The sequence below is a fragment of the Hydrogenophaga atypica genome, from assembly GCF_042665215.1.
GTDB lineage: Bacteria > Pseudomonadota > Gammaproteobacteria > Burkholderiales > Burkholderiaceae_C > Hydrogenophaga > Hydrogenophaga defluvii_A.
In genome coordinates this window covers 365449-380174 of record NZ_JBHTCA010000004.1, presented here as the reverse complement: position 1 = coordinate 380174, position 14726 = coordinate 365449, and the positions used below count along the sequence as shown (strand labels likewise).

The following is a 14726-nucleotide window of genomic DNA, read 5'->3' as shown; positions in this document are numbered from 1 at the left end:
GTGGCGGGATGATTGTAGTCGTCAGGCGTTCACCAGGGTCGTGTCGGCGACGGTGTTCAGCATGGCCGACGTCCGGGCATCGACCTGCTCGCGCAAGGCTTTGCCGGGTTTGAAATGGGGCACACGTTTTTCGGGGATGGCCACCTTCTCGCCCGAGCGTGGGTTGCGGCCCATGCGAGGCGAGCGGTGGTTGACCGAAAAGCTGCCGAAGCCACGGATCTCGATGCGGTGGCCGTTGACGAGGGCCTCGCTCATCGCGTCCAGGATGGACTTGACAGCGAATTCCGCATCGCGCTGGGTCAACTGGCCAAATCGCTCGGCCAGGGCTTCAACAAGATCGCTACGGGTCATGACGTTCGCTTGGCGCTCACATGACCTGGCCGCTGCGCGGCTCGATGACCAAATGACGATGGGGTCATGGGGTGCACAGAGGGCACCTGGTCATTCGAGCTGCGCCGCAGCGAGGTCATTGCGTCATCACTTCTCGTTGTTGTCCAGCTTGGCGCGCAGCAGGGCGCCCAGGCTGGTGGTGCCGGCGTTGCCCGAAGACTGGCTCAGGGTGGCCATGGCTTCTTGCTGGTCGGCTTGGTCCTTGGCCTTGATGGACAGCTGGATGTTGCGGGTCTTGCGGTCGATGTTGACCACCACAGCCGTCACTTCATCGCCTTCTTTCAGCACGTTGCGTGCGTCTTCCACACGGTCGCGGCTGATTTCGGAGGCACGCAGGTAGCCCAGGATGTCTTCACCCAGGTCGATTTCAGCGCCCTTGGCATCCACGGTCTTGACCTTGCCTGTCACCACGGCACCCTTGTCGTTGATCGACACGAAGGTGGTGAAGGGATCGCTGTCCAGCTGCTTGATGCCCAGGCTGATACGCTCGCGCTCGACGTCCACGGCCAACACGATGGCTTCGACTTCCTGGCCCTTCTTGTAGTTGCGCACGGCGGTTTCGCCAGGCTCGTTCCAGGACAGGTCGGACAGGTGCACCAGACCGTCGATGCCGGCGGCCAGGCCGACGAACACGCCGAAGTCGGTGATCGACTTGATGGGGCCCTTGACGCGGTCGCCGCGCTTGGTGGCTTCGGCAAACTCGTGCCAGGGGTTGGCACGGCACTGCTTCATGCCCAGCGAGATGCGGCGCTTGTCTTCGTCGATCTCCAGGACCATGACTTCGACTTCGTCACCCAGGGAAACCAGCTTGGAGGGCGCAACGTTCTTGTTGGTCCAGTCCATTTCGGACACGTGCACCAGGCCTTCGATGCCCGGCTCCAGCTCGACAAACGCGCCGTAGTCGGCGATGTTGGTGATCTTGCCGAACATGCGGGTGCCTTGCGGGTAGCGGCGCGAAACGCCCATCCACGGGTCGTCGCCCATCTGCTTGAGGCCCAGCGAGACGCGGTGCTTCTCGGTGTCGAACTTGAGGATCTTGGCGGTGATTTCCTGGCCGGCCTGAACGACTTCGCTCGGGTGGCGGACACGGCGCCATGCCATGTCGGTGATGTGCAGCAGGCCGTCGATGCCGCCCAGGTCCACGAAGGCACCGTATTCGGTGATGTTCTTGACCACGCCCTGGACAATCGCGCCTTCGCGCAGGGTTTCCATCAGCTTGGCGCGCTCTTCGCCCATGGAGGCTTCCACCACGGCGCGGCGGCTCAGCACCACGTTGTTGCGCTTGCGGTCCAGCTTGATGACCTTGAATTCCAGGGTCTTGTTTTCGTAGGGGGTCAGGTCCTTGGTCGGACGGCTGTCCACCAGCGAGCCCGGCAGGAAGGCGCTGATGCCGTTGACCATGACCTTGAGGCCGCCCTTGACCTTGCTGGAGGTGGTGCCGGTGACGAACTCGCCGGATTCCAGGGCCTTTTCCAGGGCCATCCAGGAGGCCAGACGTTTGGCCTTGTCGCGGCTCAGCAGGGTGTCACCAAAGCCGTTTTCAACGGAGTCGATGGCCACGGACACGAAGTCGCCCACTTGGACTTCGAGTTCGCCCTGGTCGTTCTTGAACTCGGCGAGCGGAACATAGGCTTCCGACTTCAGGCCAGCGTTGACGACCACGTGGCTGTGTTCGATGCGAACCACCTCGGCGGTGATGACCTCACCGGAGCGCATTTCGGCGCGCTTGAGGGATTCTTCAAACAGGGCGGCAAAAGATTCAGACATGGGGTTTCCTAATCTGCAGACGGGCCAGCGTTTTTGAGGTGCCGGGGTGACCGGATGCAGCGTTGACAAATGCGCGGGATGCGCGGGTTGGTTGAATGAACCATCGGGCCTGCGGGCGGTGTGAATACCCGGCGGGGCTTTCTGGGCCGGTGCGGCCCTTACTTTTGCAAGTTAAAAGGCCGCGTGCCTTGCCACCACAACAGCACCTGCGCCACCGATTGCTCGACGTCCAGGCTGGAGTTGTCCAGCAGCTTGGCATCTTCGGCGGGCTTGAGGGGGGCGTCTTTGCGGGTGCTGTCCCGCAGGTCGCGCGCTTTCAGGTCTGCCAAAAGACTGTCGAGTGTAGCCGAAATCCCCTTGGAAATCAACTGCTTATGGCGCCTGTCGGCACGTTGCTCGGCGCTGGCCGTGAGGAAGACCTTGAGCGGCGCCTGGGGGAAGATCACCGTGCCCATGTCGCGGCCGTCGGCCACTAGGCCGGGCAGGCGCGCAAAACCGTGTTGCAGGGCCAGCAAGGCCTGGCGCACGGCCGGTACGGCCGACACGCGGGACGCGGCCATGCCGGCGGCCTCGGTCCGGAGGGCGTCGGTGACGTTGTCGCCGTCCAGCCAGATGCTGTCGCCATCAAAACGCACCTGAAGCGCCTGCGCCAGGGCGCCCATGCGGACGCCGTGTTCGGGGTGGGCCAGGTCTTCGCTGGCGGTGGAGAGCCCGGCGCGTTCCGCGGCCAGGCCCACCAGACGGTACAGCGCGCCCGAGTCCAGCAGGTGGTAACCCAGGGCCTGTGCCACGGCGGCGCCCAACGTGCCTTTGCCCGAGGCGGTGGGGCCGTCGATGCAGATCACCGGCACGGCGCCCGCCACCGGTGTGACCACCTCGAACAGGGTTTCAAAGTAGTCGGGGAAGGTTTTGGCCACACATTTGGGGTCTTCGATGCGCACCGGCACCCGGTCGGGGTTGAAGGTGGCGAGCGAGAAACACATGGCCACGCGGTGGTCGTCGTAGGTGTGGATGGACGCGGGCTTCCAGCCGCCCGCCGCCAGCGGTTCGATGCGGATGAAATCCGCACCTTCTTCCACCGTTGCGCCCAGCTTGCGCAGCTCGGTGGCCATGGCGGCGATGCGGTCGGTTTCTTTCACGCGCCAGCTGGCGATGTTGCGCAACCGGGTCGGGCCGTCGGCGTAGAGCGCCATCACGGCCAAGGTCATGGCGGCGTCGGGGATGTGGTTGCAGTCGAGGTCGATGGCTTTCAAGGGCCATGCACCGCGCCGGATGTGCAGGTGGTTGGGGCCGCCCGTGATCTGTGCGCCCATGGCCTGTGCGGCTTCCACAAAACGGATGTCGCCCTGGATGGACGCCAGGCCCACGCCTTGCACGGTGATGCCGGTGTCGCTGGCGATCGCGCCCAGGCCGATGAAGTAACTGGCCGAGGACGCATCCCCTTCCACGAACACGTCGCCCGGCGAGCGGTAGCGGCTGCCGGCCGGGATGGTAAAGCGTTGCCATCCGTCGCGCTGCACCGCCACGCCAAATTGCGCGAGCAGCTTGAGCGTGATGTCGATGTAGGGCTTGGAGATCAGTTCGCCAACGACGTCGATCACCACATCCTTGCTGGCCACCAGCGGAAGCGCCAGCAAGAGGGCGGTCAGGAACTGGCTGGACACGTCGCCGCGCACGCGGATGGGTTGACCCAACTGGAGCGTTCCCGTCTGGCCTGTGCCCAGGCGCAGCGGTGGGTAGCCCTCGTTGCCGAGGTAGTCCACCGGGCAGCCCAGTTGGCGCAGTGCGTCCACCAGGTCACCGATGGGGCGTTCGTGCATGCGGGGCACGCCGCGCAGATCGAACTGACCCCCGTGCTGGGTGGCCAGCAAAGCCAGTGCGGCGCACAGCGGGCGCATGGCTGTGCCGGCGTTGCCCAAAAACAAATCGGCGCTGCGCTGGGGCAAGCTGCCGCTCAGGCCGGTGATGGCCAGCGTGCCGTCAGCTTGTGCGTCCACGCCGCAGCCCAGGGTGCGCAGGGCCGTCAGCATCACCTGGGTGTCGTCCGAGTCCAGCAGGTCGTGCACCGTGGTGCGGCCTTCGCTCAAAGCGGCCAGCAGCAGCACGCGGTTGGAAATGCTTTTGGAGCCGGGCAGGCTCACGGTGCCAGCGGCACTTTGCAGGGGCGGCAGGTCAAGGAACGGTATGTCGTACATCAGTCGTCGGTGTTCTTTGTGGCTGGCATCTGCCACGGGCTGCGCAGCGAGCGGGCCTGTTCGATCAGGGGCACCAGCAGGTCGGCACGTTGTTCGCTCACCGCCTGCTCCAGCACGTCGAGTGCGGCGCGGAAGTGGCGGCTCTGGGCCAACACCTCGTCGCGGTTGGCCAGCAAAATGTCACGCCACACGCTGGGGTCGCTGGCGGCTATGCGGCTGAAATCCCGAAAGCCTGGCCCTGCCATGGCCATGAACTGCTGGCCCTGCGGTTGCGAGGCCAGGCCATTGATGTAGGCAAAGGCCAGCAGGTGGGGCAGGTGGCTCACCGCCGCGTAGGTGGCGTCGTGCTGTTGCGGGCTCATGCGCAACACCTGCGCCCCCAAGGCGCGCCACAGCTGTTCTGCCCGGTCGGCGTGTGTTGGGCTGGTGTGTTCGGTGGGGGTGAGGATGACCTGGCGGTTCACGTACAGGTCGGCGTCGGCATGTTCTACGCCGGCCACTTCCTTGCCCGCAATCGGGTGGGCGGGCACAAAGCCGGTCAGGTGGTCGCGCAGCACGCGTTGGGCGGCCGCGACCACGTCGCTTTTGGTCGAGCCCACGTCCATCAGCAGTGTCTGGGGTGTGAGCAGGTGGCGTATGGCCTTGAAGGTGTCTTCGGTGGCGGCCACCGGCACGGCCACCAGCACGATGTCGGCGCCCGACACCGCCAGCAACGCCGACGGTGCCTCCACGTCGATCACGCCCAGTTGCCGGGCCTTGGCTGTGGTGGTGGGCGACTTGCTGTAGCCCACCACCTGCTTGACCAAGCCGGCCCGCTTCAGTGCCAGGGCGAACGAGCCGCCCATGAGGCCGCAGCCGATCAGGCCCAGCTGTTCAAACATGTTCAGTCTTGCACCGGGTAGGCCCCGAGCACCTTGTAGAAGGCGCACAGGCCCTTCAATTCGGCCAGCGCCGCTGCCACATTGGGCTGCGACGGGTGACCGGCGATATCGATGTAGAAGTAATACTCCCACTGGCCCGATTTGGCCGGGCGCGACTCGAAACGGGTCATGGACACGCCGTTGTTCTTGAGCGGTACCAGCAGATCGTGCACGGCGCCCGGGCGGTTGGGCACCGACACCACCAAGCTGGTGCAGTCTTTGCCCGAGGCGGGAGGCATGGCCAGCGTCTGCGGCAGGCAGATGATGGCAAAACGGGTGCGGTTGTAGGCTTCGTCCTGGATGGCGTGGGCCACGATGTGCAGGCCGAACTGGGCGGCGGCGCGTTCGCTGGCCAGGCCGGCCCAGGCCGGGTTGGTGGCGGCCAGACGCGCACCTTCGGCGTTGCTCGACACCGCGCGGCGCTCGGCATGTGGCAGATGCTGCGACAACCAGCCTTGGCACTGGGCCAGCGCCTGCGGGTGGGCCATCACGACCTCGATGCCGTCCAGGCTGTTGACTTGGCGCAGCAGGTTGTGGCGGATCAGCAGACTGACTTCGCCCACCACATGCACGGGCGAGCGCAGGAACAGGTCCAGCGAGCGCGCCACCACCCCTTCGGTGGAGTTTTCCATCCCCACCACGCCGTACTGCGCGGTACCGGCCGCCGTGGCGTGGAAGACCTCGTCGAAGTTGGCGCAGTAGATCATGTTGGCCGCGCTGCCAAAAAATTCGATGGCGGCCTGTTCGGTGAAGGTGCCTTCCGGCCCCAGCACGGCCACACGCTGCGGTGCTTCGAGTGCGAGGCAGGCCGACATGATTTCGCGCCAGATGGCGGCCACATGCTGGTTGAGCAGCGGGCCCTGGTTGGCGTTCTGTATCTTGTCGATGACCTGCGCCACGCGGTCGGGGCGGAAGAAAGGCGAGCCCTCGGCCTTTTTGATTTCACCCACCTGCTCGGCCACATGGGCGCGCTGGTTGAGCAGGCTCAGCAGCTGTTTGTCGATGCTGTCGATTTGCACGCGCAGGGCGCCCAGCGCTTCGGACTGGATGGGTTGGCTCATGGCAGTGTTTTGGTCAAGCCTGTTCTTTTTCGAAATCGCGCAGGTAGTCCACCAGCGCCTGAACGCCTTCTATGGGCATGGCGTTGTAAATGCTGGCGCGCATGCCGCCCACCGACTTGTGGCCCTTGAGTTGCAGCAGACCGCGCGCTTTGGCGCCGGCCAGGAAGGCCTCGTTGCGGCTTTCGTCGCGCAGGAAAAACGGCACGTTCATGCGCGAACGGCAGGCCTTGTCCACCTTGTTCACGTAGAACGAGGAGGCATCGAGGTAGCCATACAGCAGCTCCGCCTTGGCGATGTTGCGGCGCTCCATTTCGGCCACGCCGCCCTGGGCCTTGAGCCACTGGAAGGTGAGGCCGGCCATGTAGATGGCATAGGTGGGCGGGGTGTTGTACATGGAGCCGTTGTCGGCCACCGTCTTGTAGTCAAAAGCCGTGGGGCAGGCGGGCAGGGCGTGGCCCAGCAGATCTTCGCGCACCACCACCAGCGTCACGCCGGCGGGGCCCACGTTCTTTTGCGCGCCGCCGAAAGCCAGACCCACGCGGCTCCAGTCGACGGGACGCGACAAGACGTGCGAGGAGAAGTCGATCACCAGTGGCGCGTCGCTGCCCAGGGCTTTCAGGTCGGGCAGGCTGTGGAATTCGACACCATGGATGGTCTCGTTGCTGCACAGGTGCACGTAGCTGGCGTCACGGCGCAGTTGCCAGGTGGCCGGATCGGGCAAGGTGGTGAAGTGGCTGTCCTCAGCGCTGGCGGCCACGTGCGCCTGGCAATAACGCTGCGCTTCCTTGGCCGATTTCTGGCTCCAGCTGCCCGTGAGCACAAAGTCCACCGCGCCGCCGCGCGAGAGGTTGAGCGGCACGATGGCGTTTTCGGCCAGACCACCACCCTGCATGAACAGAATTTTGAAATGAGTCGGCACCGCCAGCAGCTCGCGCAGGTCGGTTTCGGCCTGCGCGTAGATGGCACCAAATTCTTTGCCGCGGTGGCTCATCTCCATCACGCCCATGCCGCTGCCGTGCCAATCCAGCATTTCGGCGGCGGCGGTGCGCAGCACGGCCTCAGGCATGGCGGCCGGGCCGGCCGAGAAGTTGTAGGGGCGCGTCATCTCAGGCCTCCGGCGTGGCAGCGGCATCGTCGTCGCTGCCGCCTTCTTCGGGCGCGGTGTCATCGCGCACGTTGGCGTCGTTTTCCACAATGCGCTGCAAACCGCTGAGCGACGAGCCCTCGTCCAGCGCGATCAGCGTCACGCCCTGGGTAGCGCGGCCCAGTTCTCGGATTTCGCTCACCCGGGTACGCACCAGCACCCCCTTGTCGGTGATCAGCATGATCTCGTCGTCGGCATGCACCAGGGTGGCGGCCACGACCTTGCCGTTGCGTTCGCTTTGCTGGATGGCGATCATGCCTTTGGTGCCCCGGCCGTGGCGCGTGTACTCGCCAATCGGGGTGCGTTTTCCGTAGCCGTTGACGGTGGCGGTCAACACGCTTTGCTGCTCGTCCTCGGCCACCAGCATGGCGATCACGCTTTGGCCGTCTTCGATCATCATGCCCCGCACGCCGCGCGCGTTGCGGCCCATGGGGCGCACGTCGTTCTCGTCAAAACGCACGGCTTTACCGCCATCGCTGAACAACATCACGTCGTGCTGGCCGTCGGTCAAGGCAGCACCGATCAGGAAGTCGCCCTCGTCCAGGTCCACGGCAATGATGCCGGCCTTGCGCGGGTTGCTGAATTCGTCCAGCGCCGTCTTCTTCACCGTGCCCATGCTTGTCGCCATGAACACGTAGCGGTTGTCGGGGAAGCTGCGCATTTCGCCGGTCAGCGGCAGCACCACGTTGATCTTCTCGCCCTCTTGCAGCGGGAACATGTTGACGATGGGCCGGCCACGCGAACCGCGCGAGCCCGAGGGCACCTCCCACACTTTGAGCCAGTACAGCCGGCCCCGGTTGGAGAAACACAGGATGTAGTCGTGTGTGTTGGCGATGAAGAGCTGGTCGATCCAGTCGTCTTCTTTGGTGGCGGTGGCTTGCTTGCCGCGCCCGCCGCGCTTTTGCGCGCGGTATTCGCTCAAGGGTTGGCTCTTGATGTAGCCCGAGTGCGAGAGCGTGACCACCATGTCGGTGGGCGTGATCAGGTCTTCGGTGCTCAAGTCCTGGGCGCTGTGCTCGATGAGGCTGCGGCGCGCGCCCAGCTTGGTCTGGCCAAATTCCTTGCGGATGTCGGCCAGCTCGTCGCCGATGATGGTGGACACACGCTCCGGGCGGGCCAGGATGTCCAGCAGATCGTCGATCTCGGCCATCACCTCTTTGTATTCCGCCACGATCTTGTCCTGCTCCAGGCCGGTCAGGCGCTGCAGGCGCATTTGCAGGATTTCCTGCGCCTGCGTTTCGGACAAGCGGTACAGGCCATCACCACCCATGCCAAAACTGCGGTCCAGGCTCTCGGGGCGGTAGTCGTCGGCGTTGATGACGCTGCCATCGGCCTTGGCGCGGGTGAGCATTTCGCGCACCAACTGGCTGTCCCAAGCGCGGGTCATCAGCTCGGCCTTGGCCACCGGCGGGGTGGGCGATTCGCGGATGATGCGGATGAACTCGTCGATGTTGGCCAGCGCCACCGCCAGGCCTTCCAGCACATGGCCGCGTTCGCGCGCCTTGCGCAGGTTGAACACCGTGCGGCGGGTCACCACCTCGCGGCGGTGCTCCAGGTAGACCTGGATCAGGTCTTTGAGGTTGCACAGGCGGGGCTGACCGTCGATCAGAGCCACCATGTTGATGCCGAAGGTGTCTTGCAGCTGCGTCTGCTTGTACAGGTTGTTGAGCACCACCTCGGGCACTTCGCCGCGCTTGAGCTCGATCACCACCCGCATGCCGTCTTTGTCGGACTCGTCCTGGATGTGGCTGATGCCCTCGATCTTCTTCTCGTGCACCAGTTCGGCAATGCGCTCCAGCAGCGTCTTCTTGTTCACCTGGTACGGAATTTCATCGACGATGATGGCTTGGCGCTGGCCCTTGTCGATGTCCTCGAAGTGGCACTTGGCGCGCATGACCACACGGCCACGGCCGGTGCGGTAGCCGTCCTTCACGCCGTTGATGCCGTAGATGATGCCGGCGGTGGGGAAGTCGGGCGCCGGGATGATCTCCATCAGATCGTCGATGGAGGCCTCGGGGTGCTTGAGCAGGTGCAGGCAGGCGTCCACCACCTCGTTGAGGTTGTGCGGCGGGATGTTGGTGGCCATGCCCACCGCGATGCCGGCCGAGCCGTTGACCAGCAGGTTGGGCAGGCGCGTGGGCAACACCAGCGGTTCTTTTTCGCTGCCGTCGTAGTTGGGCCCGAAATCGACGGTTTCCTTGTCGATGTCGGCCAGCATTTCGTGGGCGATCTTGGCCAGGCGGATTTCGGTGTAACGCATGGCGGCCGCGCTGTCGCCGTCCACCGAACCGAAGTTGCCCTGGCCGTCCACCAGCATGTGGCGCAGCGAAAAGTCCTGCGCCATGCGCACGATGGTGTCGTACACCGCGCTGTCGCCGTGCGGGTGGTACTTACCGATGACGTCACCGACGATACGCGCCGATTTTTTGTACGGCCGGTTCCAGTCGTTGTTGAGCTCGTGCATTGCGAACAGCACCCGGCGGTGCACCGGTTTCAAGCCGTCGCGCGCATCGGGCAGCGCACGTCCCACGATCACGCTCATCGCGTAATCGAGGTAGCTGCGCCGCATTTCTTCTTCTAAACTGATCGGCAGGGTCTCTTTGGCGAACTGGGTCATATGGGGCGAACTCGGTGTGCGGGCGCAATCCACCATTCTAGTGGGCTGACCGATGGGCCCAAACCTGCGCCGATCTCGGCCCCAGTGTGGTGCGCTCGCAACAAATTACGCACTTCAATCCTCAAGTAAGTTTCACGCCGCCAGCCAATTCGGAACGGCTGCGGGCTTGTGGCAAAATAAATCTCAACGTTTTAAGTGGTGGTCACTTGAGGCGTCGTCATTCATCGCAGAAGCCCTGCGCCTTCAATCAGAGGAAAACATGCAAAAACTGAACAAAGTGGCAATGCTGTTCGCAACGGCTGCGCTGGCAACTGCTGCAGGTGCACAGACCGTCGACAACTGGCGCAACGGCACCAGCGAACTGGTGTGGAAAAACGGCACGAACGAACTGTGCTGGCGCGACGCCTCCTGGACCCCCGCCACCGCCGCTCAAGGTTGCGACGGCGCCATCGTGCCCGCTGCTCCGGCTCCCGCCCCGGCTCCTGCAGCCGCTCCTGCTCCGGCACCGGCCCCCGCTCCTGCTCCTGCTGCTGCTCCCGCAGCACCGGCTGCCGCCTCCAAGGTGACCTACGCCGCTGACGCCTTCTTCGACTTCGACAAGGCTGTGCTCAAGCCCGAAGGCAAGGCCAAGCTGGACGACCTGACCTCCAAGGTCAAGGGCATCAACCTGGAAGTCATCATCGCTGTGGGTCACACCGACTCCGTGGGTGGCGATGCTTACAACCAGAAGCTGTCGGTCAAGCGCGCTGAAGCTGTGAAGGCCTACCTGGTGTCCAAGGGCATCGAAACCAACCGCGTCTACACCGAAGGCAAGGGCGAAGCCCAGCCCGTGGCTGACAACAAGACCAAAGAAGGCCGTGCGAAGAACCGTCGCGTGGAAATCGAAGTGGTCGGCACCCGCGCCAACAAGTAATCCTCTGGATTGCTCCGAAAAAACCGCGCCTTGGCGCGGTTTTTTTATGGCGCAAGGGATAATTCCCCAATGAATGCAACTGTGAATGCCGATCCGGCCGAACTGGCCAAGTTTTCCGACCTGGCCCACCGTTGGTGGGACCCCGAAAGTGAATTTCGGCCCTTGCACCAGATCAATCCCCTGCGGCTGGCGTGGATCGAACAGCTTGCCGGTGGCTTGGCCGGCAAACAGGTGTTGGATGTGGGCTGCGGCGGTGGCATCTTGGCCGATTCGATGGCGCGCAAAGGCGCCGAGGTGTTGGGCATCGATCTGGCCACCAAGGCCTTGCGCGTGGCACAGTTGCACGCACTGGAAGCGCAAACCCAAGGCGTCACCTACCGCGAAGTGGCCGCCGAAGCACTGGCCGCCGAGAGCCCAGCGCGGTTCGACGTGGTGACCTGTATGGAGATGCTGGAGCACGTGCCCGATCCCGCGTCGGTGGTGGCGGCCTGCAGCACCTTGGTCAAGCCTGGCGGCTGGGTGTTTTTTTCCACCCTCAACCGCAACCCCAAATCCTTCATGTTCGCCATCGTCGGCGCCGAATACGTGCTCAACCTGTTGCCGCGTGGCACCCACGAGTACGCCAAATTCATCCGCCCCAGCGAGCTGGCGGGTTACTGCCGTCGCGCCGATCTCACACTTGAACACAGCAAGGGCATGGCCTACAACCCGCTGACCCGCCGGTACTGGCTCAACCAAGACACCAGCGTCAACTACCTCATCGCCACGCGCAAGGTGGCTGTGTGAGCCGATTTGCTGGCGTGCGGGCTGTGCTGTTCGACCTGGACGGCACGCTGATCGACAGCGCGCCCGACCTGGGCGCGGCTGCCGATCAAATGCGCGTGGCGCGGGGCATGGCCTCTTTGCCGCTTGAAAACTACCGGCCTATGGCTGGCTCGGGTGCCCGCGGCATGATTGCCGTGGCTTTTGGGCACGGCACCGACCACCCGGAATTCGAGGCCTTGCGGCAGGAGTTTTTTGCCAACTACGAGGCCCGCATGACCCGCCTCACGCGACCTTTTGGCCGAGTGCCCGAGATGCTGGCCAACTTGCAGGCCGCCGGGTTGCCCTGGGGCGTGGTCACCAACAAGGCCGAGCGCTTCACCTTGCCCCTCACCGCGGCCATGCCGCTGTTTGCGGCGGCCGGTGCTGTGGTCTGTGGCGACACCACGCCCCACCCCAAACCCCACCCGGCGCCATTGCTTGAAGCAGCGCGTCGCATGGGGCTGGATGCTGCCGAATGTGTCTATGTGGGCGATGACGAGCGCGACATCCTGGCTGGGCGTGCGGCTGGCATGCCAACGGTGGCCGCCCGGTACGGCTACCTCGGTGCAGCGGCCGATGTGGCGGCTTGGAATGCAGACGCTGTCATCGCCCGGCCCGACGAGCTCTTGAAATTGTTGCGTATGGCTTAAACTAGGGATCTCAGGGGCTGCACTGGTTTCGACGTGGGTTCGGACGCGCAGCAGGGCATGTCGAGGTTCTGTCACCTCGTTAATCAGCAGAAAAAAACTAACTGCAAACGACGAACGTTTCGCACTCGCCGCTTAATTGCGCGTGAGCCTCGCAACAGCAAGCCAATAGGCTGGGCAAGGGTTGTGGTGCCGCAAGGCAACACAGTCCAGGCTGCGGGGTAATTTCATTTGGCTGGACTGGCGTCGGGCAACTTGCCGTCGGTCGAGACTCAAGGTTGCTGGCGTCCCACGCAGCGTGCCACTGCGCGGCGTGGGAAGCGAGATCCAAAACAGACGGCTACACATGTAGAACTGCTCGAAGAAGGCTTGCGGACGGGGGTTCAATTCCCCCCAGCTCCACCATTACAACGTCCAAGGGCGTTCGCCAACATCCGGTGAACGCCCTTTTTCATTGGGAAATCAAGGGTTTGTCGTTCGCATAGGTCCGGGGTAGTTCGCTTGCAGCCAGACCAAAGCGGGGGTACAGATGGGGGTGCAAATGGCCATACCCCCTAGAATTTGGGCTTCTGTACCCCCACCGCCTGGAGCTGTACCCCATGCTGACCGATGCCCAATGCCGCAACGCCACGTGCCCGCCAGATCGCAAGCAGGCCCGATTTGCCGACGCTGGCGGCCTGTACCTGCAGGTAAGCCCCGCTGGGTCCAAGCGGTGGTTTCTGAAGTACCGCACCGAGGGCAAGGAAAAACAGCTCGCGTTGGGCAGCTACCCCGATGTGAGCCTGACCGCCGCCCGAAAGGCCCGTGACGCCGCCAAGCTGCAGAAGGCGGCCGGGGTGGACCCGGTACAGGCCCGAAAGCTGGACAAGCTCAAAGGCACCCGCGAGGGTGGCGACACCTTCAAGGCCGTGGCCCTGGAGTGGCACGGCAAACAGGTGGACGGCTGGAGCCCCAGCCACGCCGAACGCACCCGCCGCCAGTTGGAGCGCGACCTGTTCCCATGGCTGGGCGACCGGCACATGGCCGAAGTTGAACCCATGGAGCTGCTGAGCGTGCTGCAGAAGGTGGAGGAACGCGGCGCCGTGGAAACGGCCGACCGCGCCCTGATGCTGGCCCGCCAGGTGTGGGAATACTGGCTCCCCACGGCCGACAAGGCACAGCGCAACATCACCGAGGGCCTGAAAAAGCGCCTGACCCCCTACCGGGGCAAGAGCTTCCCCGCCATCGTGGAGCCCCAGCGCTTTGGCGAGCTGCTGCGCGGCATGTACGCCTACAAGGGCGGCCCCATCGTGCGCACCGCCCTGCTGCTGGCGCCCATCCTGTACCAGCGCCCCGGCAACCTGCGCATGATGGAATGGGCCGAACTGGACCTGGACGCGGCCCTGTGGACCATCCCCAGCGCCAAGATGAAGCGCACCAAGGACGAAAAAGAGCAGGGCGAACCCCACGTGGTGCCCATGCCCACCCAGGCCGTGGCCCTGCTGCGCGACCTGGAGCCCCTAACCGGCCGGGGGCGCTACGTTTTCCCCGGCCAGCGCGACCACGAGCGGCCCATGTCCGACAACTCAGTGCGCAGTGCCTTGTACGGGCTGGGCGTGGGCAAGGAACAGAGCTGGCACGGTTTCAGGGCCAGCGCCCGCACCATGCTGGTGGATCAGCTCGACCTCGATCCACTGGCCATCGAAGCCAACCTGGCCCACGCTGTGAAGGATGCCAACGGCCGCAGCTACAACCGCACCAAGTACCTGGCCCAGCGCTACGCACAGATTCAGCAGTGGGCCGACTACCTGGACACCCTGCGCCAGGGCGGCCAGGTGGTGCCGCTGCCCCAGCGGGCCGCCTGACAAGCCCCAGGCCCACCCAAAAGCACCAGCCAGCCGCCCACCGAGGCGGCTTTTTTGCGCCAGTTGTGGGGTGCTGGGTGATTTGCTTCGGCACCTTTCCAGCCAAAACACCGGGGACACCGGGGACAAAAACGAAGAAGTGAGGATTGATGCGGGTTTGGCTGGGGTAGGGCACCGGGGACAAAGCGGGGACAAACCGGGAACAAAGCGGGGACAGTATCAGTATGTGAAAGAAATTCACTCATTCATACCTATAAAGCCCCGGTTTTCCCCCTCCCTCAAGCCTCCGGCCTGGCCGGCTTCACTTGTGCGGACGTTCTCGGAAATGAGCGCGGGAGGGCCTTCCCCTGGCGCCGTCTTTCCGGCGTGCTGGCGGTGCCTTGTGGATAACTTTTCAGGCGAACAGCAGACGCATGCACACGAT

The 14726-nt window shown here is 64.3% G+C and carries 11 protein-coding genes and 1 other RNA gene; 5 read left to right on the top strand and 7 right to left on the bottom strand.

Features of this window, described 5'->3' with window-relative positions:
- Window positions 1-21: 21 nt before the first annotated feature.
- From ACFQPB_RS08580 to gyrA, 7 genes are all read right to left on the bottom strand, one after another.
- Window positions 22-351, bottom strand: coding sequence for an integration host factor subunit beta (locus ACFQPB_RS08580; RefSeq protein WP_382221880.1), 330 nt, complete (start codon window positions 349-351; stop codon window positions 22-24).
- 126 nt (window positions 352-477) lie between these two features.
- Window positions 478-2157 (bottom strand): 30S ribosomal protein S1, encoded by a 1680-nt coding sequence (rpsA, locus tag ACFQPB_RS08575; RefSeq protein WP_382198462.1) that lies wholly within the window; start codon window positions 2155-2157, stop codon window positions 478-480.
- A 158-nt stretch (window positions 2158-2315) separates the two neighbouring features.
- Window positions 2316-4352, bottom strand: coding sequence for a bifunctional 3-phosphoshikimate 1-carboxyvinyltransferase/cytidylate kinase (locus tag ACFQPB_RS08570; RefSeq protein WP_382221877.1), 2037 nt, complete (start codon window positions 4350-4352; stop codon window positions 2316-2318).
- On the bottom strand, window positions 4352-5233 hold the full coding sequence (locus ACFQPB_RS08565; RefSeq protein WP_382221874.1) for a prephenate dehydrogenase: 882 nt from the start codon (window positions 5231-5233) through the stop codon (window positions 4352-4354). The genes ACFQPB_RS08570 and ACFQPB_RS08565 overlap by 1 nt, the downstream gene beginning before the upstream one ends.
- Window positions 5234-5235: 2 nt before the next feature.
- Window positions 5236-6333, bottom strand: a complete 1098-nt coding sequence (pheA, locus tag ACFQPB_RS08560; protein ID WP_382198456.1) for a prephenate dehydratase — start codon at window positions 6331-6333, stop codon at window positions 5236-5238.
- 13 nt (window positions 6334-6346) lie between these two features.
- Window positions 6347-7438, bottom strand: coding sequence for a 3-phosphoserine/phosphohydroxythreonine transaminase (gene serC, locus ACFQPB_RS08555; RefSeq protein WP_382221872.1), 1092 nt, complete (start codon window positions 7436-7438; stop codon window positions 6347-6349).
- A 1-nt stretch (window position 7439) separates the two neighbouring features.
- Window positions 7440-10094, bottom strand: coding sequence for a DNA gyrase subunit A (gene gyrA / locus ACFQPB_RS08550; protein ID WP_382198452.1), 2655 nt, complete (start codon window positions 10092-10094; stop codon window positions 7440-7442).
- A 259-nt stretch (window positions 10095-10353) separates the two neighbouring features.
- On the opposite strand from gyrA, the gene ompA reads away from it, so the two are divergent.
- The 5 genes from ompA (at window position 10354) to ACFQPB_RS08525 (ending at window position 14302) form a co-directional block, all read left to right on the top strand.
- Window positions 10354-11007, top strand: coding sequence for an outer membrane protein OmpA (gene ompA / locus ACFQPB_RS08545; RefSeq protein ID WP_382221869.1), 654 nt, complete (start codon window positions 10354-10356; stop codon window positions 11005-11007).
- A 69-nt stretch (window positions 11008-11076) separates the two neighbouring features.
- Window positions 11077-11793 carry a bifunctional 2-polyprenyl-6-hydroxyphenol methylase/3-demethylubiquinol 3-O-methyltransferase UbiG gene (gene ubiG / locus ACFQPB_RS08540; protein ID WP_382198448.1) on the top strand — a complete coding sequence of 239 codons (717 nt, stop codon included), beginning with the start codon at window positions 11077-11079 and terminating at the stop codon, window positions 11791-11793.
- Window positions 11790-12461, top strand: coding sequence for a phosphoglycolate phosphatase (gene gph / locus ACFQPB_RS08535; protein ID WP_382221866.1), 672 nt, complete (start codon window positions 11790-11792; stop codon window positions 12459-12461). Before ubiG ends, gph begins: the two co-directional genes overlap by 4 nt.
- 13 nt (window positions 12462-12474) lie before the next feature.
- Window positions 12475-12863: a transfer-messenger RNA gene (gene ssrA, locus ACFQPB_RS08530) on the top strand.
- A 194-nt stretch (window positions 12864-13057) separates the two neighbouring features.
- Window positions 13058-14302, top strand: coding sequence for a tyrosine-type recombinase/integrase (locus tag ACFQPB_RS08525; RefSeq protein WP_382221863.1), 1245 nt, complete (start codon window positions 13058-13060; stop codon window positions 14300-14302).
- Window positions 14303-14726 lie beyond the last annotated feature (424 nt).

Coding starts and splice junctions, on each gene's coding strand:
- ACFQPB_RS08565 (WP_382221874.1), bottom strand. CDS start 5,233: ATGTTTGAACAGCTGGGCCTGATCGGCTGCGGCCTCATGGGCGGCTCG.
- ACFQPB_RS08525 (WP_382221863.1), top strand. CDS start 13,058: ATGCTGACCGATGCCCAATGCCGCAACGCCACGTGCCCGCCAGATCGC.
- rpsA (WP_382198462.1), bottom strand. CDS start 2,157: ATGTCTGAATCTTTTGCCGCCCTGTTTGAAGAATCCCTCAAGCGCGCC.
- ubiG (WP_382198448.1), top strand. CDS start 11,077: ATGAATGCAACTGTGAATGCCGATCCGGCCGAACTGGCCAAGTTTTCC.
- gyrA (WP_382198452.1), bottom strand. CDS start 10,094: ATGACCCAGTTCGCCAAAGAGACCCTGCCGATCAGTTTAGAAGAAGAA.
- ompA (WP_382221869.1), top strand. CDS start 10,354: ATGCAAAAACTGAACAAAGTGGCAATGCTGTTCGCAACGGCTGCGCTG.
- ACFQPB_RS08580 (WP_382221880.1), bottom strand. CDS start 351: ATGACCCGTAGCGATCTTGTTGAAGCCCTGGCCGAGCGATTTGGCCAG.
- ACFQPB_RS08570 (WP_382221877.1), bottom strand. CDS start 4,352: ATGTACGACATACCGTTCCTTGACCTGCCGCCCCTGCAAAGTGCCGCT.
- pheA (WP_382198456.1), bottom strand. CDS start 6,333: ATGAGCCAACCCATCCAGTCCGAAGCGCTGGGCGCCCTGCGCGTGCAA.
- serC (WP_382221872.1), bottom strand. CDS start 7,438: ATGACGCGCCCCTACAACTTCTCGGCCGGCCCGGCCGCCATGCCTGAG.